The sequence below is a fragment of the Streptomyces sp. NPDC002044 genome, assembly GCF_040296725.1.
Taxonomy (GTDB): Bacteria; Actinomycetota; Actinomycetes; order Streptomycetales; family Streptomycetaceae; genus Streptomyces; species Streptomyces antarcticus.
This window is the reverse complement of sequence record NZ_JBEOXU010000059.1, coordinates 1-23938: the sequence shown is the minus strand read 5'-3', so window position 1 is coordinate 23938 and position 23938 is coordinate 1. Positions and strand designations below refer to the sequence as shown.

The following is a 23938-nucleotide window of genomic DNA, read 5'->3' as shown; positions in this document are numbered from 1 at the left end:
GGACATTGCACGGGATGCGCATGCGCAAGGCGACCTCGGCCCTCGTGGGTCTTCTGCTGGCCGGGGTCGCGGCGACCCCGGCCCACGCGGACACGATTCGTTCGCAGCAGTGGCATCTCGATGCCATGAAGGCTGACGACTTGTGGAAGATCAGCACGGGTAAGGGGATCACCGTCGCGGTGATCGACACGGGGGTTGACCGAATTCCGGAACTCGAGGGACAAGTTCTCCCCGGTGCGGTGTTTCCTGTCGGTGATGCCGAGGGCGATAGGAATAACGACTACCGCGGGCACGGCACCGGTATGGCCGCGATGATTGCCGGTACCGGTAAGCATCCGAGTGGCGACGGCGCGTATGGCCTCGCGCCCGGTGCCAAGATTCTTCCGATCCGAGTGCCTGACATGCTGGAAGGGACCTCGACTCCGTCCATTGTCGAAGCTATTCGGTACGCGGCGGATTCAGATGCCAAGGTCATCAATATTTCCATGGGTCTCCCCGGCAAGCCTGAGGAAGATCAGGGACGGGCCGCTGCGGTGAAGTATGCGCTATCGAAGGGGAAGCTGATTTTTGCCGCTGTCGGCAACTCAGGCGATACGACCAACGAGGTCGCGTATCCCGCTGCCACGCCCGGAGTAGTAGGTGTTAGTGCTGTGGATGCGAACGGCATGCCGACCAAGGAATCCCAGCACGGCCCCCAGATCGACATGTCCGCGCCCGGCATCGATATCGTCTCGGCATGCAAGGGCAAGACGGGACTGTGTAAGACGCACGGCACCAGTGACGCCACCGCCCTCGCCTCCGCGTCCGCCGCCTTGCTCTGGGCCGCGCACCCGGACTGGACCAACAACCAGGTGCTCCGCGTCCTGTTGAACACCGCTGGTAAGCCCACCGACGGCGCCGAGCGCAACGACTTCGTCGGCTACGGCGCCGTCCGGCCCCGCATTGCACTGCCCAACCCCGGGGATCCCGGTCCCGCCGATGTGTTCCCGTTGCCCGACCTCGCCGCCGCCGACGCGGCGGCCGCCTCGCCGGCGCCCGGGGCCTCCCCGGACGGCCGGGCGGCGGAGACACCCGCGCCCCGCGCCGAGGATGCGGAGAAGGACAGCAGCCTCCTGCCCTGGCTCGGGATCGGGCTGGGCGCCTGCCTGCTGATCGGCGGCGCCGTCACCGCCGTGGTCGTACGCCGCACCAACCGCTGACCGGATCCGACCTTCAGAGGGAGCTCACGCGATGTCGTTCGACGAGGAATGGTCGGCGGCGCGCGCCACGGCCACCGCCCAGGTCACCATGCGGCTCAACCAGGTGGCCCCCGAGCCCGGCGGCGGTGGCGGCGGCGACCTTGAACTCAACCAGGACCACATCGGCGCCATCGGCTCCGAGGCATACAAACTGCACGCACGCCTGCAGACCGACGGAAAGCACGCGGCCACCGCCACCGCCGAGGCCGCGGGCGCGCTCACGAAGGAGAACTTCGCGAGCGGGGCGGCCCTGTCCACGGCGCAGACCACCTGGGAGAGCCAGGTCAAGACCCTCGTGGCCGCCTGCGCGAACATCTCCAACGGCCTGAACTACTCCCTCTCCTCGCACGCCAAGGACGAGCAGCGGCTCCACGCCGACTTCACCACGTCCGCCCTCGACAGCTACCTCAAGTAGGCCTCCGCATGCTGACGTACGAGAACGTGTTAAACGCTCCCGTTGACAAGCTCCTTGTGGCGATCACGGACTGGCAGGCGATGGTCTCCAAACTGGAAGACCTTTCCGAGTCGGCTCGAAGCGGCATGAAGGTGAAGAGCGACAAGGCTCAGTGGAGCGGAGTAACCGCTGATGTCGGACGGTCGTTCGTCGACAAGACGGTCAACGAGTTGGATCAGGCGGCCAAGGCGGCCAAAGGGATCCACGCGGCGCTGGCCCAGTCCCACGCAACCTTCAAGTCCTCCCGCGACCAGCTGAAGAGGATCTCCGACGAAGAAGCTCCAGCAGCGGGCTTCCGGATCGACGCGAGGGGGAAGGTCGAGCCTCTCCCCCTGGTGACGGAGCAGGAGCGCTACGCGGCGCGGCATGATCCCGACTACCTGAGCTCCGTTCAGACGAACCGGTCGCTATGGCAGAGGAAGATCGATTGCCTGATCGATGCCTGTGACGATATCGACCGGTCACTTGCTCGCCTGCTTCAGGCCAATGCCGCCGACGCCCACAATTTCTCCGTGCCGAAGTACGCCGATCTCACGGCTGAGCAGGCCGGTCGCGCCTCCGATCTCGCGAGGAAGGGCCGCGAGCTGACACACGCCGGCCTCGTCGAACTGAACGAGCTGCTGAACGACAACCACGCCGTTCCCGCCTTCGCGACCAAGTTCTACGAGGCGCTCGGCCCGAAGGGCGCACTCGAGTTCTTCGGACAGCTCTCCACGGACACCGGTGCTCGGGGCTACGACGAGCAGCGCCTCAAGGACATCCAGGATCTGCAAACGAACCTGGGCCTCAACCTCGCGACGGCTACGGACCCGGACCACCCTCAGCACCTGCCGGATCGCTTCGCGCAGGATCTGAGACAGCTGGGAACGGAGCGGATTCCGTTGGCGAAGTATGACGGGAACCCGCCGTTCGGCTACCAGCTCCTCGGCGGCATCATGCGCTACGGAAACTACGACCCACGCTTCCTCGTGCCCATCGCGGACCATGCCATCCAAGTGCAGGCAAAGGAAAAGCAGTTCTTCTTCCAGAACAAGCCCGTCAACGGGTGGACGCAGACGCAGTTCAACCCCTCCGGAGGAAGCGGCGCCGGATTCGACCCGGTGAACAGCTTCCTCGAGGCTTTGGGGCACAGCCCGGAGGCCGCGACGGAGTTCTTCAAACGTGACGGGCAGGAACTGACCGCCTACAACCAGGACGGTACGGTCAGGGCGGGAGCGCCGGACCTCGGCAAGAACGTCACGAATGGCGCGAACATCACGAACTACCTGGACTACTTCGCCGACGAGAAGTACGCGAGCCCGAACGACTCCAACGATTTGGACGCCAAGGGTGTAGTCAAGGCGAAGCAGTACATGCCTGATGCGCTGGGGCACGCGCTGGAAGCGGCGACCCTCGGCCACCCCTGGGACGAGCCGGTATCGGAGCTGAAGCGGAGCGCCGACGCGGCGGGTGTCATGGAGTCCGTCGTGGCGAAGTACGGGGGTGACGCGGGGCTCCTCAAGCAGCATGAAGCCCTGACCGACAGCCTGGGCCGGATGACAGCCGGGTACATCGACGATGTCAATTGGGGCCTCACCGAGAACGATGAAGGCGGTGCGTTCGCGCCCCCGAAGGGCCGGCGCGAGGTACATGCGGAATTGGACCGAGAGGGAGTGCGCGACCTGCTCAGCGCTCTCGGGCAGCACCCGGACTCCTACGCGATCGTGACCGCCGCCGAACGCGTCTACGGTGCGAGCGTGATGGAGGCGCAAGGGTTCCACGACGGGCAGGTCGATGCAGGGGCAGCCCGAGCCGTGATCCGCACCACCGCCGAATTTCAGGGCATGCTCGACGATTCGCGTGCCGGGCAACTCGGTGCCGAAGCGGAGAAGAAACACGAGGCGTTCGAGAAGGCTGCCGAGCACCGTGGCGCATGGATCGAGTTTGGTACCTCGGCGGCCGTAGGTGGCGCGGTCGCGCTGCTGCCCGCGACGATCGTCGGAGTGGGAGTGGCAGCCGTGGTGGTGCCGATCGCCATCGACATCGGAAGCGGTGCGGTGGAACAGGCCGCGTCATCGGCGATCACGGAATGGTCGGAAAAGACGGTGGAGAAAGAGAAGGACAGGATCGGTGACGCCACGCACAGCAGCACCAAGGAGATGTACCAGGCAGGAGAGAGGAGCGCCGAGACCCCGCTCAAGGAATTCATGACGCGTCACGGCATCGGCGAGACGAGTGTGCTGGGCAACGACCTGACCGAGTCGATGCGCATCGGATACTTGAACGGCAATGCGCATGCCAGTAATCAGGGGCATGACGCGCAGACGGGGAAGACGCCGTGAGGTTCCCGCCGGTGGTCGCGGCGCTGGCTGTCTTCGGCCTGGGCGCGGCCGGCTGTGTGGCCCTGCCGAGGGAAGCCGACGAGGGTCCGGTGGCCGCGCCGCCGAAGACGGTGTCCGTCGCGGAGATCTGCGGGGGCACTCTGTTCTCTGCCGAAGCGGGGAGGGCGCTGGAGCGGGTACTGAGTTCGACGGAGTTCCGCATTTCTAAGCCCGAGGACGATCGCAGCGCCGCAGAGCTCTCCAAGGCATTGGAGGACGCCTACAGGTCGGGGGCCGAGGTCCGGAACATGCCGAGTGGAGTGTGCGAGATCAAGGGTACGTCCACGGGGGAGAGCAAGAGGGCTCCGACCGCCAGCATGAGAGTCACCGCCGGCAGCGGGCATGCGCCACTGCCGGACTACGTGCCGGGCGCGAACCGTACGGGCGTCATCGTCCACCGTGGGGTCACGGACCACACCGTCGGGTTCGACTGCGTCAGCGCGCGGGTGGGGTCCACATCGGAGATTCCCCTGAGGGTTACCGCCCGGTTCGACGGGAGGCGGGCCTACGATGCGCGCGATGCGGCGAGCAGTGGCGCTGACCAGCTCGCGCTCGTCCACTCCGCAGCGCGCTCGGTCGCCGGGGAACTGGGCTGCGAGAACGCCGGTGGACTGCCCGACCGGTTCGAGGACCTGGTGCGGTTCGTGGCCGAACCGAAGGCGTCCGCCGCCCCGGTGCCGCCGCGATAGCCGCGCCGGCCCGAGGTCGGACGCGGCGGGCACCGGCTGACGGCGCGGTCGTCGGTGGGCGCCGGCGGGTCGGGCCTAGGGCTGGGGGCTGAGGGGGGGATCCGCCCAATTGACAGGGCCGAAAGCTGCGCACGCCCCTTACCCTGGGGCGATGAGCGCCCTTGAACCCCGTGTGCCCCAGATCGCCGCCCCGGCTCCGACCCCGCCGCCGGGCGGCATTCTGGGGCCCGCGTACCGGACGCTCAGCATCGGGATCATCTCCGTCGTCTTCCTGATCGCCTTCGAGGCCACCGCCGTCGGCACGGCCATGCCCGTCGCCGCCCGCGAGCTCGACGGGATCGCCCTCTATGCCTTCGCCTTCTCCGCCTACTTCACCACCAGCCTCTTCGGCATGGTCCTGTCCGGCCAGTGGGCCGACCGGCAGGGTCCGCTGCGGCCGCTCACCGTCGGCATCGGGGCCTTCGCCGCCGGGCTGGTGTTCTCCGGGACGGCCGGCTCCATGTGGGTGTTCGTGCTCGGGCGGGCCGTGCAGGGCTTCGGCGGCGGGCTCGTCATCGTCGCGCTCTACGTCGTCGTCAGCCGGGCGTACGAGGAGCGGCTGCGCCCCGCGATCATGGCGGCGTTCGCCGCGAGCTGGGTGGTGCCGTCCATCGTGGGCCCGCTGGCCTCCGGGACGGTGACCGAGCACCTCGGGTGGCGGTGGGTCTTCCTCGGGATACCGGCGCTCGTGGTCGTCCCCCTGGTCGTCGCGCTGCCCGCGATCCGCCGGACGGCCTCCGGGCCCGTCGACACCGCCGCGGGGTCCGCCGCGTTCGACCGGCGCCGGATCCGGCTGGCCCTCGGCATCTCGGCCGGCGCGGGCCTGCTCCAGTACGCCGCCCAGGACCTGCGGTGGCTGTCGCTGCTGCCGGCCGCCGCCGGCGCGGCCCTGATGGTGCCCGCGGTGCTGGGACTGCTGCCGCGCGGGACGTACCGGGCGCGGCGCGGGCTGCCGTCGGTGGTGCTGCTGCGGGGGGTGGCGGCGGGGTCGTTCATCGCGGCGGAGAGCTTCGTACCGCTGATGCTGGTCACCCAGCGGGGGCTGAGCCCGACGATGGCCGGGCTCTCGCTCGCGCTGGGCGGGATCACCTGGGCCACCGGGTCGTGGGTGCAGTCCAAGGGGCGGATGGCGCCGTACCGGGAACGGCTGATGGTCGGCGGGATGATCATGGTGGCGGTGGCCATCGCGGCCGCCCCCGCGGTGCTGATCGAGTCCGTGCCGGTGTGGACGCTGGCGCTGGCCTGGGCGGTGGGCTGCCTCGGCATGGGGCTGGTGATCGGTTCGACGAGCGTGCTGCTGCTGAAGCAGTCGGCGCCGGAGGAGGCCGGGTCCAACTCGGCCGCGCTGCAGATCTCCGACGCGCTGGCGAACGTGGTCCTGCTGGCCGGGGGCGGCGCCGCGTTCGCCGCGCTCGGCGGGGGATCGGTCGGGGCCGCGCACGCCGTGGCGGACGCCGCCGACGCGGGTGCCTCGCACCCGGGGGCCTTCGTGGTGGTCTTCCTGCCGATGGCGTGCGTCGCGCTGGTGGGCGCCTGGGTGGCGACCCGCCTGCACGCCGACCGGCCCCCGGCCCCGGCCGGCCGCTGACGGCCGGGCGCTGACCGGCGGCCCCGCCGCCGGGTTCCGGGGCCCCCGCCGAAACCCGGGCGGGTTCCCGCCCCGGCACGGCTAGGGTCGCCGGATGGACGAGCTGATCATCAGGCTGGACGGCGCCGAGCGCGCCGAGCCGGACGACCTCGCCGACGCCGTCGGCAGCACTCCCGAAGCCGTGGCCCTGGAGGCCGTACGCGCCCACCTGCGGGCCGAGCGCGCCCGGGTCGGAGAGGCCGCCGGGCGGCTGGCGGAGCGGCACTCCGCGCTGCTGAAGCGGCTCGGCTCGTGACGGCCCGCCCCCCGGCCCCCGCCGGGACCGCCCCGGGGTCCGCCGCCGCCCCCGTACGGCACCTCACGCTCGCCGAGGTGCTCGACCTCGCCCGGCACGCCTGCCTCGCCCAGGGGCAGCCCGTCGAGCTGCGCGCGCCCGGGCTGCTGGAGTCCGCCGTGCACCGGCCGCGGGCGCGGATGTTCGGGACGCCGGCCTACGAGGACCCGTACGAGCAGGCCGCCGCGCTGCTCCACGGCATCGCCGTGAACCACCCCCTCGTCGACGGCAACAAGCGCACGGCCTGGCTCGCCGCCGCGACCTTCCTCACCGTGAACGGCGCCGATTTCGGGGGCGTCGACCAGGAACGCGCGTACGCCCTGGTCATCGACGTGGCGGCCGGGAACGAGTCGGACATCGGGCGGATCGCGGAGCGGCTGCGCCGGATGTGACGCTCGCCGCACTGCCCGAGGTCACGGGCCTGTCCCTCCGCGAGGGGCGGGCCCGGGCCGGTAGGGTGGCCCGGTTGTCCTACGTACGACTGCCCGTACCAGTACGCGAGTACGCCGAGAGCACGAACCGGAGACCGTGACTACTACCGCCTCCCACCACCTCTCACCCGCCTTCCCCGGCCGCGCCCCCTGGGGCACCGCCAACGCGCTGCGTGCCTGGCAGCAGGGGGCGCTGGACCGCTACATCGAGACCCAGCCGCGGGACTTCCTCGCGGTCGCGACGCCAGGCGCCGGAAAGACCACCTTCGCGCTGACGCTCGCGTCCTGGCTGCTGCACCACCACGTGATCCAGCAGGTGACCGTCGTCGCGCCGACCGAACACCTGAAGAAGCAGTGGGCCGAGGCCGCCGCCCGGATAGGCATCCGGCTGGACCCCGAGTACTCGGCGGGCCCGCTGAGCAAGGACTACCACGGGGTCGCCGTGACGTACGCGGGTGTCGGCGTACGCCCGATGCTGCACCGCAACCGGTGCGAGCAGCGCAAGACCCTGGTGATCCTCGACGAGATCCACCACGCGGGCGACTCCAAGTCCTGGGGCGAGGCATGCCTGGAGGCATTCGACCCGGCGACCCGGCGCCTCGCCCTGACCGGCACCCCCTTCCGGTCCGACACCAACCCCATCCCCTTCGTGGCGTACGAGGAGGGGAACGACGGCATCCGCCGCTCCTCCGCCGACTACACCTACGGCTACGGGAACGCCCTGGGCGACGGCGTCGTCCGGCCGGTGATCTTCCTGTCCTACAGCGGCAACATGCGCTGGCGCACCAAGGCGGGCGACGAGATCGCCGCCCGGCTCGGCGAGCCGATGACCAAGGACGCCATCTCGCAGGCCTGGCGCACCGCCCTGGACCCGCGCGGCGAATGGATGCCGAGCGTGCTGCGCGCCGCCGACCAGCGCCTCACGGAGGTCAGGAAGGGCATCCCGGACGCGGGCGGGCTCGTCATCGCCTCCGACCAGGAGTCGGCGCGCGCGTACGCCAAGCTGCTGAAGGACATCACGGGCACCAAGGCGACCGTGGTGCTGTCCGACGACACCGGAGCGTCGAAGCGGATCGACGAGTTCAGCGTGGACGGCAGCCGCTGGATGGTCGCCGTCCGCATGGTGTCCGAGGGCGTCGACGTGCCACGGCTGGCGGTGGGCGTGTACGCGACGACCATCTCGACGCCGCTGTTCTTCGCGCAGGCCGTCGGACGCTTCGTACGATCGCGCAGGCGCGGCGAGACGGCTTCGGTGTTCCTTCCGACCATTCCCTACCTGCTGGGCTTCGCGAACGAGATGGAGGTCGAGCGCGACCACGTGCTCGACAAGCCGAAGAAGCAGGGCGAGGAAGACCCGTACGCCGAGTCCGAGAAGGAAATGGACGAGGCGAACAAGCAGGAGGACGAGGACACCGGCGACGAGGAGCAGATGTCCTTCGAGGCGCTGGAGTCCGACGCCGTCTTCGACCGGGTCCTCTACGACGGCGCCGAGTTCGGCATGCAGGCCCACCCGGGCAGTGAAGAGGAGCAGGACTACCTCGGCATCCCGGGGCTGCTGGAGCCGGACCAGGTGCAGATGCTGCTCCAGAAGCGGCAGTCGCGGCAGATCGCGCACAGCCGCCGCAAGCCCGACACCGAGGCGGACCTGCTGGAGCTGCCGGCCGACCGGCGGCCCGTGGTCTCGCACAAGGAGCTGCTGGAGCTGCGCAAGTCGCTGAACACGATGGTGGGCGCGTACGTCCACCAGAGCGGCAAGCCGCACGGGGTGCTCCACACCGAGCTGCGCCGGGTGTGCGGCGGCCCGCCGAGCGCGGAGGCGACGGCCGGGCAGCTGCGCGAGCGGATCAAGAAGGTGCAGGAGTGGGCCACCCGCATGCGGTGAGCCGTTCGTACAGGGGACGGGCCGGGGCCCGTGCGGCGCATCGCACGGACCCCGGCCCGCGCCGTGCGGTGGGACCCGCCGAACGCCGGTTTTGAGCCACCGCCGGGCTCCCGCCGTGCGCCGGTACGCGGCTCCGGGCCGGGGGCTCCGGGGCCGTTCGCCCGGCCCGCGGGGCCTCGCCGGCGCGGGCCGGGCGAAGCCGCCGGACCGGCTTCGGGGGCGCCGCCGCGACCGTCCCGCCGAGGTCCCGCCGCCGGAGCCGGCGCCCTGCGGCGCGGGTCCCCGGGTGGGCCGGGAGCACCCCCCGGGGCGGGTCGGGCCGTCGTTTCGAACGCGCTCGGAGCGGCGGCCGGCGCGACGGCCTTCCGGGAGCCTCCGGCGACCCGCGAGGTCACAAATTGACACCGAGGTCGATCAGGAATCGTCATAAAGGGGTAGTAGGCGCCCGGATTCTGGACGAGCCCTTCCGCTCAGCGGACCCGCTCGCTACTGTCCCCGCATCGAACGCACCGTGGCAGCGCCGCCGCGGGAGCGCAGCCGGTGCCATGGCCGCTACCGGCGGCCTCTCCGTGCGCCGCCGCGGGACCGGCGGCGTGCCACCCCGAGAGTCACCGCCGCCCACCGAAAGAGGGAGAGGCGTCGTGACCGCGGAAACCTCCCAGACTCTCGACAGAGGGCTCAGAGTCCTCAAACTGCTCGCCGACACCGACCACGGTCTGACCGTCACCGAGCTGTCCAACCGCCTCGGTGTGAACCGCACCGTGGTCTACCGGCTTCTGGCCACTCTGGAACAGCACGCGCTGGTCCGTCGTGACCTCGGCGGCCGGGCCCGTGTCGGGCTCGGCGTGCTGCGGCTGGGCCGTCAGGTGCACCCGCTCGTACGCGAGGCGGCCCTGCCCGCGCTGCGGTCCCTCGCCGAGGACATAGGGGCCACCGCGCACCTGACCCTCGTCGACGGCACCGAGGCGCTGGCCGTCGCCGTCGTCGAGCCGACCTGGACGGACTACCACGTGGCCTACCGGCCCGGCTTCCGCCACCCGCTGGACCGCGGGGCCGCCGGACGGGCCATCCTGGCCGCCCGCCAGGGCACCCTGATCGAGCCGGGCTACACGCTGACCCACGGGGAGCTGGAAGCGGGCGCCAGCGGCGCCGCCGCGCCCCTCGTGGGCATCACCGGGCTGGAGGGCAGCGTCGGCGTCGTGATGCTGGCCGACGCGGTACCGGAGCGGGTCGGGCCGCGGGTGGTCGACGCGGCACGCGAGGTCGCGGACGCCCTTCGCTGACGCCCTTCGCTCACGCCCTTCGCTGACACGGCCGGGCCGGGTCGGGTGCCGCTGTTTGGCACCGGCCCGGCCCGTCCGCGCGCGCCGCCGTCCGCATGCGTGGCTGCGGTCCGGGTGGGCGGGGCGGGGCGGGCCCCGTGGGGGCGACGGGCCGATAGATTGGGCGGGTGCTCTCTCGCCTCACGCGCCTGCCGCTTCCCGCCGCCCTGGCCGTCTGCGCCGCGCCCGTCGTGGCGCTGCTCGCCGTCGTCGCGCTCGCGCCGCTGCCGTTCGTGATCGCCCAGCCCGGCCTCACGGCCGACGTGCTCGGCGAGCGGGACGGCAAGGCGGTCATCGCGGTCACCGGCTCCCCGACGCGGGAGACCAAGGGCCAGCTGCGCATGACCACCATCCAGGCCACCGGCCCGTCCACGACGGTGACCCTGCCGGAGCTGGTCGACCACTGGTTCGACCCGGCCCGGGCGGTCATGCCCAAGGAGGCCGTCTACTCCGGTGGGGGAAGCGACGAGGAGATCGAAGCGCACAATCTGGAGGAAATGGCCAAGTCCCAGTCGAGCGCCACCGACGCCGCACTCGGCTTCCTCCACAAGGACCCCAAGGACGTGAAGGTCGAGCTGAACCTCGCCGACGTCGGCGGCCCGAGCGCCGGTCTGCTCTTCTCCCTCGGCATCGTCGACAAGCTCGACGGCGACGGCAGCGGCGGCGACCTCACCGGCGGCCGCAGCATCGCCGGTACGGGCACCATCACCGCCGACGGCACGGTCGGCCCGGTCGGCGGCGTCCCCCTCAAGACGCAGGCCGCCCGCCGCGACGGGGCGAGCGTGTTCCTCGTACCGAAGGCGGAGTGCTCGGACGCGCGGTCGGAACTCCCCGAGGGGCTGCGGCTGGTCCCCGTCACTTCGCTGACGGATGCGGTGAACGCGCTGCGCGCGCTGAACCGGGGAGGGCCGGTTCCGTCCTGCTGAGGCCGGCGTCCGGCCCCGGAGCCTCCAGCCCGCGCCACACCGGGAAGACCAGCGGGGCGAGCGTCGTCAGCAGGTAGGTGCCGCCGAACAGCAGCAGCGCCTTCGTCGCCCCGAACCCCTCGACGAGCAGACCGGCCGCCAGGCCGCCCAGCGGCATGGTCAGCTCGCAGCCCGCCGTCGTCACCCCGGACACCCGGCTGCGCAGTTCCTCCGGCACCCGCTCGTACGTCACCGTCGTCAGGATCGGGTTGAGCATGCCCGCGCCCAGACCGGCCAGGGCCATCGTCACCGCGAGCGGCAGGGTCGTGTCGGTGACGGCCGCCACCGCGTACCGGGTCGCCCCGGAGACCAGGAAGGCCGCCGCGAACACCGTCCGGCGCGGGAACCGCTCGCCCCACGCCCCGTAGAGCAGGGCGCCCAGCAGCGCGAACCCGCCGAAGAGGGAGATCAGCAGGCCCAGCGCGCCGGCGCCGCCGAGGCTGTCGCCGGCGTGCACGGGCAGCAGGACGGAAGACCAGCCCTGGTCCAGGCCGTTGGTCATCATCACCATCACGGTGACGCCCAGGAGCAGCCTCGAACGGGTCAGGAAGGCCCATCCCTCGGCGAGTTCGGCCCGGTACGACGCGAACGACACCTTCCCGCCCGTCCGTTGCGGCTCGGCCGCCGGGATCCCGCGCAGGAAGGCGGTGAGCAGCAGCGCCGAGACCCCGAAGGTCACCGCGTCCAGGAGCAGTACGGTCTCGGCGCCGAAGGCGGCGATCAGGACGCCCGCCACCGCCGCCCCGATCATCCGGGCGCCGCGCGAGACGGCGTCGTAGAGGCCCGCCGCCCGGGGCACCGACGTCCCGGCGTGCTCGGCGAGGTGGGGGAGCAGGACGTAACGGGCGGTCAGTCCGGGCGTGTGCACGAGGCCGCTGACGGCCATCAGCGCGCACAGCATCCAGAACTCCAGCAGCCCCATGTGGTGCAGCAGGGGGACCGCCCCCACCGCGAGGCCGCAGATGAGGTCGGAGGCCGCCGCGACCCGGCGGCGCCCGGCGCGGTCGATGACCGGGCCGCCGACGAGCGCGGCGACCACGACGGGCAGAGTGGCGCAGAAGGCGACGACACCGGCCCGGGCGGCGCTCCCCGTGGTATCCAGCACGAACAGCGGGACGCCGATGAGGGTGAGTGAACTACCGGCTATGGAGATGGCGTTGGCGGCCAGGACCGCGACGAACGGGCGTCTGCTCACGCGGGGCCCCGCTGGTACCGGGTGTGGACGCGGGCGGGCTGCATGAGCCGGATCCCGGCGGTGATCAGGGCCTCGCCCAGCCGGTTGCGCAGGGCGGGCAGTGCGGCGGCGGCCACCCCGGCCCCGGCGGCGGGCCCGGTGACCGGTGCGGCCTCCCGGGCGAGGCGGTGCCCGGCGGCCTCGGCGGCCAGCTCGGCGGTGCGTGCGGCGTGCGCGCGGACGTGGTCGAGGGCGTACATGGCAGGTGACTCCTTCTCCGGAGGACGCAGGGAGGTGCGGAAGAACGAGGAACGGGAGAGGCCGGCGCCGCGGCGTTTACGCGTCCGCCGCGTCCGCCGCGTCCGTGGCGCGCGGGGCGCCGGGTGCGAGCGTGCCGGGGAGGACGTGCGTGTGGACGCGGACCGCCTCCGTGCCCTCGGCGGGCTGCAGGTCGCGGTAGCCGTTGACCAGTTCGTGCATCTTGTGGATCAGTTCGTGGCTCTGAGCGGCGGTCAGGTGCAGGGTGAAGTCGCTGAGGTCCGAGCCGCGCCGCCAGTCCTGCGACCAGTGGTGGGCGTTGCCGAGCCAGGTGCTCATCTCCTGCGTGTGGATCGTCGCGATCTCGTGCAGGAAGAGGTCCGCCGCGCCCCGGGTCGCCGGGTCGTCGCTGTACATCAGGCTCTCGTCGAAGCGGGTGCCGTCGTGCGCGGCCCGCCACCAGCGCTCACGGCCCTTGCCGTGCTCGGGCGCGTCCTCGACGAAGCCGTGGGCGGCGAGCTGGCGCAGGTGGTAGCTGGTGGACCCGCTCGACTCCCCGAGCCGCTCGGCCAGTTGGGAGGCGGTCGCCGGACCCTGGTGGCGCAGGTCGGCCAGCATCCGGATGCGCAGCGGGTGGGCCAGGCCGCGCAGGGACCGGGCGTCGAGCGTACGGACCTCGGGCATCCGGTCCTGGTCGGGGGAGAGCGGCTGGGGCTCCGGGGCGTGCGGCGTCTCGGTCATGCCACGACGATAGAGTTGCAAAGACTTCTATGCAAGCACTTATTTGCAGCGCCTTCTTTGCATCCCGCTCTCCGTGTCGCTCCGTGCCGCTCCGTGCCGCCCCGAGCCGACGGCCGGTGCCTCAGCCCTCCTTGATGAAGCCCTCCTTCAGCAGCCAGTCCTTCGCCACCGCGTGCGGGTCCTGCCCCTCCACGTCCACCTTGGCGTTCAGCTCCTGCGCCACCGCCGTCGTCAGCTTCGCCGTCACCGGGGCGAGCAGCTCCGCGATCACCGGGAACTCGGCCAGCGTCTTGGCGTTGACCGCCGGCGCCGCGTTGTAGTTGGGGAAGAAGCGCCGGTCGTCGGTGAGGGTGTCCAGGTCCATGGCCTTGATCCGGCCGTCCGTCGTGAACGCCTCGCCCAGCAGGCAGGAGTCCGACTTCGAGACCTGCGTGTAGATGATCCCGGCGTCCATCTTCCGGATGTTGCCGGCCGGGATCTTCATCCCGTACGCCTTCTCCAGGCCCGGGAGCCCGTCCTCGCGGGCGGCGAACTCGTTCTCCACGCACAGGGTCACCGCCGAGGGGTCCTCCTTGGCCAGCCTCGCCACGTCCGACATCGTCTTCAGCCCGTACTTCGCATTGTTCTTCTTGCTGATCGCCAGGGTGTAGGTGTTGTTCAGGGTGGCCGGCGGCAGCCACACCACCCCGTTCTTCGCGTCCGCCGCGCGCAGCGCCGCCCACTGCTCCCTCGGGTCGTCGATGGGTTCGGTGTTGCCCAGGTAGGTGATCCAGGCGGTGCCCGTGTACTCGTACATGGCGTCCGCGTCGCCCTTGCGGATCGCCTCGCGCGCGCTGATCGAGCCCGGCAGGTTCGTACGGTCCAGGACCTCCGCGCCGGCCGCCTTGAAGACGAGGCCGAGGATCTGGCCGAGCACGATGTTCTCGCTGAAGTTCTTCGAGGTGATCGTGAGCGAGGCCCCTTCGAGGGGCCGGCCCTGCCCGACCGAGCCCGGCTGGACGTCGTCGGCCATCGGGGAGCCGCTCTTGAGGCCGCAGCCCGCGAGCACCAGCGCCAGCACCGGCCCGGCCAGGACCGTCACCGCCGCCGCGCGAACGGCCGCCCGTACGCGGAAGGTACGCATCTACGCCTCCAGCCCGCGCGGGGTCATGACCGTCTCCGCCAGCGACGCCAGCCAGTCCACGAACAGGGCCAGCACCACGGTCAGCACCGAGCCCAGCACCAGCACCGGCATCCGCTGCGTCTGGATGCCGGAGGTGATCAGGTCGCCGAGCCCCCCGCCGCCGCCGAAGGTGGCCAGGGTGGCGGTGCCGACGTTCAGCACCAGGGCCGTCCGTACGCCCGCCAGGATCAGCGGGACGGCCAGCGGCAGCTCCACCTTCACCAGCCGTCCCGACCCGGACATCCCGATCCCGCGCGCCGCCTCCACCAGCTGGGGGTCGATGGCCCGCAGCCCCGCGATCGTGTTGGACAGCACGGGCAGCACGGCGTACGCGACCATGCCGACGATCGCGGTGGACGGGCCGATGCCGAGCCAGATGACGAGCAGGGCGAGGAGGCCGATGGCCGGGGTGGCCTGGCCGATGTTGGCGATCGCCGTGAACAGCGGCGCGGTGCGGCGCATCCCGCCGCGGGTGAGCGCGATGCCCAGCGGGATCGCGATGATCAGCACCCAGAACGTGGAGATGGCGACGAGCTGGATCTGCTGCCACAGCCGCAGCTTCACGTTGCCGCCGCCGAGGGAGTTCTCCTCGATGGGGTCGAGGGGGATGCTGGTGATCCACAGGTACGTGGCCAGCAGCACCAGCGCCAGGACGGCGGGGGTGACCAGCAGCTTGGACCAGGTGAGCCGGCGGGCGGGAGCCCGCGGGCCGGCCGCCGGCTCCTCGGCGCCGGCGGCGATCCCGTCACGGAACGCGTGGCCCTTGACGTCGTGCTCGCCGGGTGGGCGCTCGTCGGAGGGCCGCTGCGGGGAGGTGGTGTTCACGGGCCGTCCGCACCGCCCTCCAGCTCCTGTTCCGTCCGGTGGTGGCGCAGTTCCTCCAGGTCGTGGCGGTGTTCGGCGGCCGCCAGCCGGTCGGCCTCCAGCATCTCGTGCACCGAGTTCATCAGGGTCTCCATGTCGACGACGCCGATGTACTCGCCGCGCCGCCCGGTGACCGCGACCCGGCCCCCGCTGTCGGTGAGGACGGCCTCCAGGGCGTCGTGCAGGGTCGCGTCCCGGGTCACCGTGTCGTGCACCAGCTGGCCGGCCCGGGCCAGGGACCCCTTGGCGCGCATCAGGTCGCCGCGTCTGAGCCACTTGTACGGCCGGCGGTTGCGGTCCAGCATCAGCAGCTCGTTGCTCGCGCCGCCGCGCAGCGCGTTGAAGATCCGCTGGAGCGGGTCGTCCACGGACACGGTGGGGAAGTCGGCGATCTCCACGTCCCGTACGCGGGTCAGGTTGAGCCGCTTGAGGGCCGCGCCGGCGCCGACGAACCCGGAGACGAAGTCGTCGGTCGGATTGGTGAGGATGGCCTCGGGGGTGTCGAACTGGGCGATGTGCGAGCGCTCGCGCAGCACCGCGATCCGGTCGCCCAGCTTGATCGCCTCGTCGAAGTCGTGGGTGACGAAGACGATGGTCTTGTGCAGCTCGTGCTGGAGCCGGATCAGCTCGTCCTGGAGGTGGTCGCGGGTGATCGGGTCGACGGCGCCGAACGGCTCGTCCATGAGCAGGACGGGCGGGTCGGCCGCCAGCGCCCGGGCCACGCCGACCCGCTGCTGCTGGCCGCCGGAGAGCTGGCGCGGGTAGCGGCCGTGGAACTCGCGGGGGTCGAGTCCGACCAGGTCGAGCATCTCCTCCACCCGGTCCTTCACCTTCGACTTGGACCAGCCGGTCATCTTCGGGACGAGGGCGATGTTCTCGGCGACCGTCATGTGCGGGAAGAGCCCCGAGGACTGGATCGCGTAGCCGATCTTGCGCCGCAGCTTGACCGGGTCCATGTCGGTGACGTCCTCGTCGCCGATCCTGATCCGGCCGGACGTCGGCTCGATCAGCCGGTTGATCATCTTCAGGGTGGTGGACTTCCCGCAGCCCGAGGGGCCGACGAAGACGACCGTCTCGCCCGCCTTGATGTCCATCGAGACGTCGTCGACGGAGGGGTTCGGGTTGCCGGGGTAGCGCTTGGTGAGGTTCTCCAGCCGGATGGTCGCGCCGGAGGCGCCGCCCCTGCCGCCGCCCCTGCCGCCGGTCGTGCCGTCGGTCCTGCCGTCGGTCTCAGACACGGATACCCCTCGGGATGGTGAGACGGCCGAGCAGGACGTACGCGGAGTCGAAGAGGAGCGCCAGGATGACGATGCCGATGGTGCCCGCCAGCACCTGGTTCAGGGCGTTCGCGCTGCCGAGCGAGGCGATCCCGCGGAAGATCTCGTTCCCCAGGCCGGGGCCCGAGGCGTACGCGGCGATGGCGGCGATGCCCATCAGCATCTGGGTGGCCACGCGGATGCCGGTCAGGATCGGCGGCCAGGCGAGCGGCAGCTCCACCCTCATCAGCTGGGCGCTCCGGGACATCCCGATGCCCTTGGCGGCGTCGACCAGCGCGGGATCCACCCCGCGCAGGCCGACGATCGAGTTCCGGACGACCGGCAGCAGCCCGTACAGGGTCAGGGCGATCACGGTCGGTGGCACGCCGAGCCCGACCAGCGGGATCAGCAGGCCGATCAGGGCGAGGGAGGGGATGGTCAGCATCGTGGCGGTGGAGGTGATGGCCAGATGGCCGCCCCACGTGCTGCGGTAGCTGACCAGGCCGATGGCGATGCCCAGCGCGGTCGCGATCACCATGCACTGGAAGACGGCGCTGGCGTGCTGGAAGGCGTCGGTGAGGAGCTGCTCGTGGCGGGCGGACAGATAGCTCCAGAAGCTCACGCCGTGTCACCTCGTCCTGTGTCCGGCCGCCTTCGGCCCGCGCTGGTCAGGGGTGGTCAGCGGGTGTCGTCCTCGGCCGCCTGTTCGACGAGCGGGATGATCCGCAGCGGAACGGGATTTTCCATCACGATCGCCGTCGAAGCCCGCACGATGCCATCAAAGCCGACAACCCGGTCGATCACCCGCTGGAGATCGGCGTTGGACCGCGCCACGAGCCGGCACAGCATGTCCCCGTGGCCGGTCGTGGTGTGCAGCTCCAGCACCTCCGGCACCCCGTCCAAGTGGGCCCGTACGTCCGCCCCTTGGCCCTGTTTGATCTCCAGGGTGGCGAAGGCGGTCACCGGGTACCCGAGGGCCGCCGGATCGACCTGCGGGCCGAAGCCGCGGATGACTCCGTTCGACTGAAGCCGGTCCAGCCGGGCCTGCGCGGTGCCGCGCGCCACCCCGAGCCGGCGCGAGACCTCCAGCACGCCGATCCGGGGCTCGCGGGCGAGCAGGACGATGAGCCGGCCGTCGAGATCGTCGATGCCCATGGTGCCTCCGGGGTGGTCATAGTGCGCAGATGTTTCAATAATGTTGCGGCTGGGATGGTCAGTATGTACAGCAAAAATTGAAACTATTGCGCAGCTTGTGGATCGGCGGGACTCTGCGCTCATGACTGAGTCTCTGGCGAACCTCGAAACCACCCCGCACACCGCGCGTGAGGCAGACCCCTTCCCCGTGAAGGGCATGGACGCGGTCGTCTTCGCCGTCGGCAACGCCAAGCAGGCCGCGCACTACTACTCGACCGCCTTCGGCATGAAGCTCGTGGCCTACTCCGGACCGGAGAACGGCACCCGCGAGACGGCCAGCTACGTCCTCACCAACGGCGCCGCCCGCTTCGTCCTGACCTCGGTCATCAAGGCGTCGACCGACCGGGGCCGCTTCCTCGCGGGGCACGTCGCCGAGCACGGCGACGGCGTCGTCGACCTCGCCATCGAGGTCCCGGACGCCCGCGCGGCCTACGCGTACGCCGTCGAGCACGGCGCGCGCGGCCTGGACGAGCCGCACGAGGTCAAGGACGAGCACGGCACCGTCGTGCTGGCCGCCATCGCCACCTACGGCCAGACCCGCCACACCCTGGTCGAGCGCCGCGACTACTCCGGCCCCTACCTCCCCGGCTTCGTCGCCGTCGCCCCGATGGTCGAGCCCCCGGCCAAGCGGACCTTCCAGGCCATCGACCACTGCGTCGGCAACGTCGAGCTCGGCCGGATGAACGAGTGGGTCGCCTTCTACAACAAGGTCATGGGCTTCACGAACATGAAGGAGTTCGTGGGCGACGACATCGCGACCGAGTACTCGGCGCTGATGTCGAAGGTCGTCGCGGACGGCACCCTGAAGGTGAAGTTCCCGATCAACGAGCCGGCGATCGCGAAGAAGAAGTCGCAGATCGACGAGTACCTGGACTTCTACGGCGGCGCGGGCGTCCAGCACATCGCGCTGGCCACGAACGACATCGTCGCCTCCGTGCGCGCCATGCGGGCCGCCGGCGTCACCTTCCTGGACACCCCCGACTCGTACTACGACACGCTCGGCGAGTGGGCCGGCGAGACGCGGGTGCCGGTGGAGACCCTGCGCGAGCTGAAGATCCTCGTCGACCGCGACGAGGACGGCTACCTGCTGCAGATCTTCACCAAGCCGGTGCAGGACCGGCCGACGGTCTTCTTCGAGATGATCGAGCGGCACGGGTCGATGGGCTTCGGCAAGGGCAACTTCAAGGCGCTGTTCGAGGCGATCGAGCGGGAGCAGGAGAAGCGCGGCAACCTCTAGCCGCCGCGCCCGGGCCCTCCGGTGCTCCGCCCCGGACCCCGCGCGTCACACGCCGGCGAGGCTGGATCCGCCCGTCAGAGCCGCCACGCGCCCGGCGGGGCTGGGACGCCCGGAGGGCAGTCCCAGCCCCGCCGGCGTTTGAGGCGCGGCGCGGAGCGCCGTAGGGGTCCGGGGCGGAGCCCCGCGGGGCCGGGTCAGTCGGACCGGGGCTTCGCGGACGGTGCCGCGGACGGCACGGCCGGCTTCGCCGCAGGCGGCTTCGGCTTCGGCTTCGGCTGCGCCTTCGGCTGCGCCTTCGGCTGCGCCTTCGGCGGGTTCGGCTTCGGCAGCTCCGGAGCCACCCACGGCTTCGTCGGGAGCAGGTTCTCCGGCCCACCCTCCGCCGGCTGCGCGATGGCCGCCAGCGCCTCCTTGGCCGCGGGCGCCCGCAGCACCGAGAACCGCGGGTTCGTCCGCAGCGCCTCCTGGAGGTGGCGCCGCGTCGCCGCCTCGTCGCCCAGGCCCCGTTCGATCATCGCCCGGTGGTACGCGAAGTCCGCGTTCCGCACCCCCGGCTCCGCGGCCTTCTTCGCGTACTCCAGCGCCGCCACGTCGTCGCCCGCCTTGTGCAGGGCCCAGCCCAGAGCGTCCGCGACCTGCACGCTCTTGTGCCGCGACCACTCCTGCGACAGCCGCCGCACCGCCGCCGCGGGATCCCCGTGGTCCGCCTCGTACAGGCCCAGCACCACGTCGTCGTCCACGCCGTTCGACCCGTCCCGCGCCGCCAGCGCGCCCAGCAGGTCGTACGGGACCTGCGCCTCCTGCTCCCGGCCCAGCGAGTCCAGCAGCTCGCCCAGCTCCAGCGCCAGCTGCGGGACCGGCGTCCGCCCCAGCGCCATCCGGTAGTCCCGTACCGCCTCCCCGCCGCGCCCCAGCCCGGCCAGTGCCCGAGCCCGGCCGCCGAGGGCCTGCGCCTGCGCCGGATCCGTCCGCAGCGCGGCCTCGTACTGCCGCAGGGCCTCCGCCGTCTCCCCCCGCTCCCAGGACAGCTCCCCGAGCCGGAACAGCGCGTACGCCTTCTCCGCCGGAGCCTTGGCGGCGCCCGCCGCGTGCTCCATCGCCATCACCGCGTCCTCGCGCCAGCCGCGGTCCCGGTAGACCTGCGAAGCCTTCGTGTACGCCACCAGGCCCGTCCGCAGCTCCAGCAGCCGGTCCGCCGCCGCCTGGGCCGCCTTGTAGTCCCCGAGGCCCGAGTACGCGTCCACCAGCACCGGGTACGCCGTCCAGCGCTGCGGGGCCTGCGCCCGTACGAGTTCGCCCCACTTCTTCCCGGTCCCGAAGTCCCGGCGGGCGTTGGCCAGCGTGCCCATGCCCGTCATCGCGTCGAAGTTGCCCTTCTCCACCGGGCGCACCTGCAGCGACCGCTTCAGCGCCCGCTCCGCCTTCGGGTACCAGCCGGTGTCCGCGGTGCGCCGCGCCTGCTCCAGATAGGCCGCGCCCAGCACCGACCACGACGCGTCGTCGTCCGGGTGCGCCGCGACCCACTTCTCCCGGTCCGCGACCAGCGCCGTCAGGTCCACCGCCGCCGCCGGCGCGCCCATGCCGACCGCCGAGGCGGCCCGCTCGCTCGGCCCCGGCGGACGGGCGTCGTCCCCGGTGCGGGCCGGCCGGATCAGCAGGGCCCCGGCGATCAGGACCACGGCGACCGCGGCCGCCACGAGCGTCTTGCGGCCCGTGAACGTCACGGGCGGCGCCGGCTGCTGCGATTCCTCGTCGATACGGTCCATGGGGTCACTGTGCGTCAATATGAAGAGTTCGCCGGAGTGTCCGAAGAGGGGCGCGGGCGTGTTCACACCGATGGCCCCGACTGCCACGCTGGCCCCATGGACGAAGACCTCTCCGCACAGCTCACCGCGCACCTGCTGGCCGGGCTCCCGGCCGAGACCCTGCTCGCCGATCCCCAGGTCACCGCCTCCTACGCGTCCGACATGGCGGGCTTCTGCGCCCCCGGCACCCCCGCCGTCGTCGTCCTGCCCCGGACCGTCGAACAGGTCCAGCACGTGATGCGCACCGCCACCGCGCTAGGGGTCCCCGTGGTCCCGCAGGGCGCCCGTACCGGCCTGTCGGGAGCCGCCAACGCCTCCGACGGCTGCATCGTGCTCTCCCTGGTGAAGATGGACCGGATCCTGGAGGTCTCCACCGTCGACCGGATCGCCGTCGTCGAGCCGGGCGTCGTCAACGCCGTCCTGTCGCGCGCCGTCGCCGCGCGGGGCCTGTACTACCCGCCCGACCCCTCCAGCTGGGAGCAGTGCACCATCGGCGGCAACATCGGCACCGGCTCCGGCGGGCTGTGCTGCGTCAAGTACGGGGTCACCGCCGAGTACGTGCTCGGCCTCGACGTGGTCCTGGCCGACGGGCGGCTGCTGCGCACGGGACGGCGTACCGCCAAGGGCGTCGCCGGATACGACCTGACCCGGCTCTTCGTCGGCTCCGAGGGCAGCCTCGGCGTCGTCGTGCAGGCCGTCCTCGCGCTGCGCCCCGCCCCGCCCCGCCAGCTCGCGCTGGCCGCCGAGTTCCCCTCCGCCGCGGCCGCCTGCGCGGCCGTGTGCGCCGTCATGGAGGCCGGCCTGACCCCTTCGCTGCTGGAACTGATGGACGGGACGACCGTCCGCGCCGTCAACGCCCTCGGGAAGATGGGACTGCCCGAAACCACCGAGGCGCTGCTGCTCGCCGCCTTCGACACCCCGCACGCCCCCGAGGAGCTCGCCGCCGTGGGGGAGCTGTGCACGGCCGCCGGAGCCACCTCCGTGGTCCCCGCCGAGGACGCGGCCGAGTCCGAACTGCTCCTCCAGGCCCGCCGGATGTCGCTGACCGCCCTGGACGCGCTGCGCCCGGCGACGATGATCGACGACGTGTGCGTGCCGCGCTCGCGGCTCGCCGAGATGCTGGACGGCACGGCCGCCATCGCCCGCGCGTACGACCTGCTCATCGGCGTCTGCGCGCACGCCGGGGACGGCAACACCCACCCGGTCGTCTGCTTCGACCCCGCCGACGCGGACGAGACGCGGCGGGCCCGCGAGTCCTTCGACGCGATCATGGCGCTCGGCCTGTCACTGGGCGGCACCATCACCGGCGAACACGGGGTCGGTGTGCTGAAGAAGGAGTGGCTGGCCCGCGAACTGGGGCCGGTGGGGCTGGAGATGCAGCGCGCGGTGAAGCACGCCTTCGACCCGAAGGGCCTGCTCAACCCCGGCAAGCTCTTCTGACCGCGCGCGGCCCGTCCGCCCGGCCCGCGCGGGTCCTTCCGGCCGGGCGCGGCCCGTCCGCACCGCCGCGCGCGGGCCCGGCCGCACGCCGTGGGCCGCAGGCCCGCCCCGGGGCCGGGCGTCACAGGTCGCCGTCCGCCGACTCGTCCGACGGCCACGGGTCGCGCAGCCACAGCTCGTCGCCCGGTGTGGGGGCGAGCAGTTCGGCGAGCGCGGCGTCCAGCCCGAGCCGGTCGGCCTCGGTGCCGGGCGGGACGATCCGCAGGGTGCGCTCCAGCCAGGCCGACACGGAGGCGGCGGGGGCCTCCAGCAGGGCGTCGCCGTCGGGGGAGCTGAGCGCCATGCAGAGCACGGCCCTGTTGTCGATCTTCGTCGGCCAGATCCGGACGTCGCCGTGCCCGGACGGCCGGAAGACCCCCTCGACCAGCAGCTCGCGCGAGAAGGTCCACTCGACGGGAGCGCTGGAGCCGGTGTGGAAGGTGATGTGGACGGCGAACGGGTCGTCCGTGAGGTAGAGCAGGCGGGCGGGGACGGCGACACTGCGCTCGGGGGACAGGACCAGCTTCAGTTCCAGCTCGCGTTCGACGACGGGGTGGTGCATGGCGGCCTCACTTCGGTGCACTGCGCGTGCGCTGGGTGCGCGCCGCGCTCGGTGTGCGGGGCCGGGTCGGGCCCCGCACCCGGAGAGAGCGGCGAGGTGCCCGTGTATGACGCGACTTCGGGCCGCGGAACCGAGATTGGCCGGATTCTGTCGGCTGACTAAAAACAGTCGTATGGGCCAGAGTTTGTCCGAAGGCGTGCATTCTCCCGTTACCGGACCTGTCGGGGGGAGGTTCTTGGCTATGGTCCTCCCCTGGACAAGCCTCAAGCCACGAACGGAGTTGGGGACATGACGGCCTCCCCTGGTGACGGCGAGCACGCGGCCCGCGAGGGCTACTACCCGGATCCGTCCATCCCCGGCTTCGTCCGGTACTGGAACGGCGCCGCCTGGGTACCGGGTACGAGCCGCCCTGCTCCGGCCGTTCCGACGCCGGGTCCCGCTCCCATGGAGGAGACGGGACCGGTGTTCCTGGACGACACCTCCGCGACCGAGACCCTGCCGGAACCGGAACCCGAACCGGAACGTGCACCGGCGTCGGAGCGCGAACCGGAACGCGAAGCGGAATCCGCCGTCGAGCCGGTGTGGCAGGCCGACCGGCTGCACCAGGCCGGCTTCGGCGGGCCGCGCGACCACCGGGTGTCCTGGGGCAGCCCGGCGGAGCCGGCCGCCGCGTACGAGCCTGTGGCGCAGGAGCCGGCCGCCGCGTACGAGCCCGCCGCGTACGCGCCCGTGGCGCAGGAGCCGCTCCCCGGGAGCGCACCCGCCGCCGGGAGCGAACCCCACGCCGTGCGTGAGCCGGCCGCCGGGTACGAGCCGGCCGCCGGGTACGAGCCGGCCGCCGGGTACGAGCCGGCCGCCGGGTACGAGCGGGGCAGGGGGAGCGGGCCCGCCGCCGGGCGTGGGC

At 71.9% G+C, this 23938-nt stretch carries 23 protein-coding genes; 13 read left to right on the top strand and 10 right to left on the bottom strand.

Annotation, left to right across the window (positions count from 1 at the left end; translation table 11 throughout):
- Positions 1-14 precede the first annotated feature (14 nt).
- From mycP to ABT106_RS16745, 10 genes are all read left to right on the top strand, one after another.
- Positions 15-1199 (top strand): type VII secretion-associated serine protease mycosin, encoded by a 1185-nt coding sequence (mycP, locus tag ABT106_RS16790; protein WP_351277593.1) that lies wholly within the window; start codon positions 15-17, stop codon positions 1197-1199.
- Between the two features lie 31 nt (positions 1200-1230).
- Positions 1231-1653, top strand: a complete 423-nt coding sequence (locus ABT106_RS16785; RefSeq protein WP_351277591.1) for a hypothetical protein — start codon at positions 1231-1233, stop codon at positions 1651-1653.
- Positions 1654-1661: 8 nt separating this feature from the next.
- Entirely contained in the window at positions 1662-4013 is a 2352-nt protein-coding gene (locus ABT106_RS16780; protein ID WP_351277588.1) for a hypothetical protein, read from the top strand.
- The gene (locus ABT106_RS16775) at positions 4010-4741 is read left to right on the top strand and encodes a hypothetical protein (RefSeq protein WP_351277585.1); all 732 of its coding nucleotides are present in this window, start codon (positions 4010-4012) and stop codon (positions 4739-4741) included. The genes ABT106_RS16780 and ABT106_RS16775 overlap by 4 nt, the downstream gene beginning before the upstream one ends.
- A gap of 151 nt (positions 4742-4892) precedes the next feature.
- A complete protein-coding gene (locus ABT106_RS16770) occupies positions 4893-6368 on the top strand; it encodes an MFS transporter (protein WP_351277583.1) in 1476 nt (491 codons plus the stop codon).
- Positions 6369-6462: 94 nt separating this feature from the next.
- Positions 6463-6663 (top strand): globin family protein, encoded by a 201-nt coding sequence (locus ABT106_RS16765; RefSeq protein ID WP_351277580.1) that lies wholly within the window; start codon positions 6463-6465, stop codon positions 6661-6663.
- Positions 6660-7094, top strand: a complete 435-nt coding sequence (locus ABT106_RS16760; protein WP_351277577.1) for a type II toxin-antitoxin system death-on-curing family toxin — start codon at positions 6660-6662, stop codon at positions 7092-7094. The genes ABT106_RS16765 and ABT106_RS16760 overlap by 4 nt, the downstream gene beginning before the upstream one ends.
- A 136-nt stretch (positions 7095-7230) precedes the next feature.
- Positions 7231-9015, top strand: a complete 1785-nt coding sequence (locus tag ABT106_RS16755; protein WP_351277574.1) for a DEAD/DEAH box helicase — start codon at positions 7231-7233, stop codon at positions 9013-9015.
- 641 nt (positions 9016-9656) lie between these two features.
- On the top strand, positions 9657-10298 hold the full coding sequence (locus ABT106_RS16750) for an IclR family transcriptional regulator (RefSeq protein ID WP_054222485.1): 642 nt from the start codon (positions 9657-9659) through the stop codon (positions 10296-10298).
- 167 nt (positions 10299-10465) lie between these two features.
- Positions 10466-11263: a S16 family serine protease gene (locus tag ABT106_RS16745; protein WP_351277570.1), complete on the top strand. Its 798-nt coding sequence runs from the start codon at positions 10466-10468 to the stop codon at positions 11261-11263.
- On the opposite strand, the gene ABT106_RS16740 is transcribed toward ABT106_RS16745, so the two are convergent.
- The 8 genes from ABT106_RS16740 to ABT106_RS16705 all read right to left on the bottom strand — a co-directional run bounded on the left by ABT106_RS16740 (position 11193) and on the right by ABT106_RS16705 (position 17912).
- Entirely contained in the window at positions 11193-12497 is a 1305-nt protein-coding gene (locus ABT106_RS16740) for an MFS transporter (RefSeq protein WP_351277568.1), read from the bottom strand. The two genes, ABT106_RS16745 and ABT106_RS16740, sit on opposite strands and share 71 nt — an antisense overlap.
- Complete coding sequence (locus ABT106_RS16735) at positions 12494-12736, bottom strand: hypothetical protein (RefSeq protein WP_351277565.1); 243 nt, start codon at positions 12734-12736, stop codon at positions 12494-12496. The genes ABT106_RS16740 and ABT106_RS16735 overlap by 4 nt, the downstream gene beginning before the upstream one ends.
- A gap of 76 nt (positions 12737-12812) precedes the next feature.
- A complete protein-coding gene (locus ABT106_RS16730; RefSeq protein ID WP_351277562.1) occupies positions 12813-13475 on the bottom strand; it encodes an ArsR/SmtB family transcription factor in 663 nt (220 codons plus the stop codon).
- Positions 13476-13596: 121 nt separating this feature from the next.
- Entirely contained in the window at positions 13597-14598 is a 1002-nt protein-coding gene (locus ABT106_RS16725; RefSeq protein ID WP_351277559.1) for a glycine betaine ABC transporter substrate-binding protein, read from the bottom strand.
- A complete protein-coding gene (locus ABT106_RS16720; RefSeq protein ID WP_351277556.1) occupies positions 14599-15462 on the bottom strand; it encodes an ABC transporter permease in 864 nt (287 codons plus the stop codon). It abuts the gene before it with no gap.
- Positions 15459-16739 carry a betaine/proline/choline family ABC transporter ATP-binding protein gene (locus tag ABT106_RS16715; RefSeq protein WP_502979398.1) on the bottom strand — a complete coding sequence of 427 codons (1281 nt, stop codon included), beginning with the start codon at positions 16737-16739 and terminating at the stop codon, positions 15459-15461. Before ABT106_RS16715 ends, ABT106_RS16720 begins: the two co-directional genes overlap by 4 nt.
- On the bottom strand, positions 16732-17379 hold the full coding sequence (locus ABT106_RS16710; RefSeq protein WP_351277553.1) for an ABC transporter permease: 648 nt from the start codon (positions 17377-17379) through the stop codon (positions 16732-16734). The genes ABT106_RS16715 and ABT106_RS16710 overlap by 8 nt, the downstream gene beginning before the upstream one ends.
- A 56-nt stretch (positions 17380-17435) precedes the next feature.
- The gene (locus tag ABT106_RS16705; protein WP_351277550.1) at positions 17436-17912 is read right to left on the bottom strand and encodes an Lrp/AsnC family transcriptional regulator; all 477 of its coding nucleotides are present in this window, start codon (positions 17910-17912) and stop codon (positions 17436-17438) included.
- Between the two features lie 121 nt (positions 17913-18033).
- Here ABT106_RS16705 and hppD point away from each other — a divergent pair, with 121 nt between their 5' ends.
- Complete coding sequence (gene hppD, locus ABT106_RS16700; RefSeq protein ID WP_351277547.1) at positions 18034-19188, top strand: 4-hydroxyphenylpyruvate dioxygenase; 1155 nt, start codon at positions 18034-18036, stop codon at positions 19186-19188.
- A 194-nt stretch (positions 19189-19382) separates the two neighbouring features.
- Here the strand turns inward: hppD and ABT106_RS16695 are convergent, their stop codons facing one another.
- A complete protein-coding gene (locus ABT106_RS16695) occupies positions 19383-20954 on the bottom strand; it encodes a tetratricopeptide repeat protein (protein WP_351277545.1) in 1572 nt (523 codons plus the stop codon).
- A gap of 96 nt (positions 20955-21050) precedes the next feature.
- Between ABT106_RS16695 and ABT106_RS16690 the strand changes: the two genes are divergently transcribed.
- Positions 21051-22433: an FAD-binding oxidoreductase gene (locus tag ABT106_RS16690; protein ID WP_351277542.1), complete on the top strand. Its 1383-nt coding sequence runs from the start codon at positions 21051-21053 to the stop codon at positions 22431-22433.
- Between the two features lie 121 nt (positions 22434-22554).
- On the opposite strand, the gene ABT106_RS16685 is transcribed toward ABT106_RS16690, so the two are convergent.
- Positions 22555-23034, bottom strand: a complete 480-nt coding sequence (locus ABT106_RS16685) for an SsgA family sporulation/cell division regulator (RefSeq protein WP_351277539.1) — start codon at positions 23032-23034, stop codon at positions 22555-22557.
- A gap of 288 nt (positions 23035-23322) precedes the next feature.
- On the opposite strand from ABT106_RS16685, the gene ABT106_RS16680 reads away from it, so the two are divergent.
- On the top strand, positions 23323-23938 hold a 616-nt coding region (locus tag ABT106_RS16680; RefSeq protein WP_351277536.1), incomplete at its 3' end, for a DUF2510 domain-containing protein.

Bases quoted from the DNA above. Each gene is read 5' to 3' on its own strand.
- ABT106_RS16735 (WP_351277565.1), bottom strand. From the start codon at position 12,736: ATGTACGCCCTCGACCACGTCCGCGCGCACGCCGCACGCACCGCCGAG.
- ABT106_RS16695 (WP_351277545.1), bottom strand. From the start codon at position 20,954: ATGGACCGTATCGACGAGGAATCGCAGCAGCCGGCGCCGCCCGTGACG.
- mycP (WP_351277593.1), top strand. From the start codon at position 15: ATGCGCATGCGCAAGGCGACCTCGGCCCTCGTGGGTCTTCTGCTGGCC.
- hppD (WP_351277547.1), top strand. From the start codon at position 18,034: ATGACTGAGTCTCTGGCGAACCTCGAAACCACCCCGCACACCGCGCGT.
- ABT106_RS16725 (WP_351277559.1), bottom strand. From the start codon at position 14,598: ATGCGTACCTTCCGCGTACGGGCGGCCGTTCGCGCGGCGGCGGTGACG.
- ABT106_RS16730 (WP_351277562.1), bottom strand. From the start codon at position 13,475: ATGACCGAGACGCCGCACGCCCCGGAGCCCCAGCCGCTCTCCCCCGAC.
- ABT106_RS16685 (WP_351277539.1), bottom strand. From the start codon at position 23,034: ATGCACCACCCCGTCGTCGAACGCGAGCTGGAACTGAAGCTGGTCCTG.
- ABT106_RS16690 (WP_351277542.1), top strand. From the start codon at position 21,051: ATGGACGAAGACCTCTCCGCACAGCTCACCGCGCACCTGCTGGCCGGG.
- ABT106_RS16770 (WP_351277583.1), top strand. From the start codon at position 4,893: ATGAGCGCCCTTGAACCCCGTGTGCCCCAGATCGCCGCCCCGGCTCCG.
- ABT106_RS16765 (WP_351277580.1), top strand. From the start codon at position 6,463: ATGGACGAGCTGATCATCAGGCTGGACGGCGCCGAGCGCGCCGAGCCG.
- ABT106_RS16780 (WP_351277588.1), top strand. From the start codon at position 1,662: ATGCTGACGTACGAGAACGTGTTAAACGCTCCCGTTGACAAGCTCCTT.
- ABT106_RS16705 (WP_351277550.1), bottom strand. From the start codon at position 17,912: ATGGGCATCGACGATCTCGACGGCCGGCTCATCGTCCTGCTCGCCCGC.
- ABT106_RS16785 (WP_351277591.1), top strand. From the start codon at position 1,231: ATGTCGTTCGACGAGGAATGGTCGGCGGCGCGCGCCACGGCCACCGCC.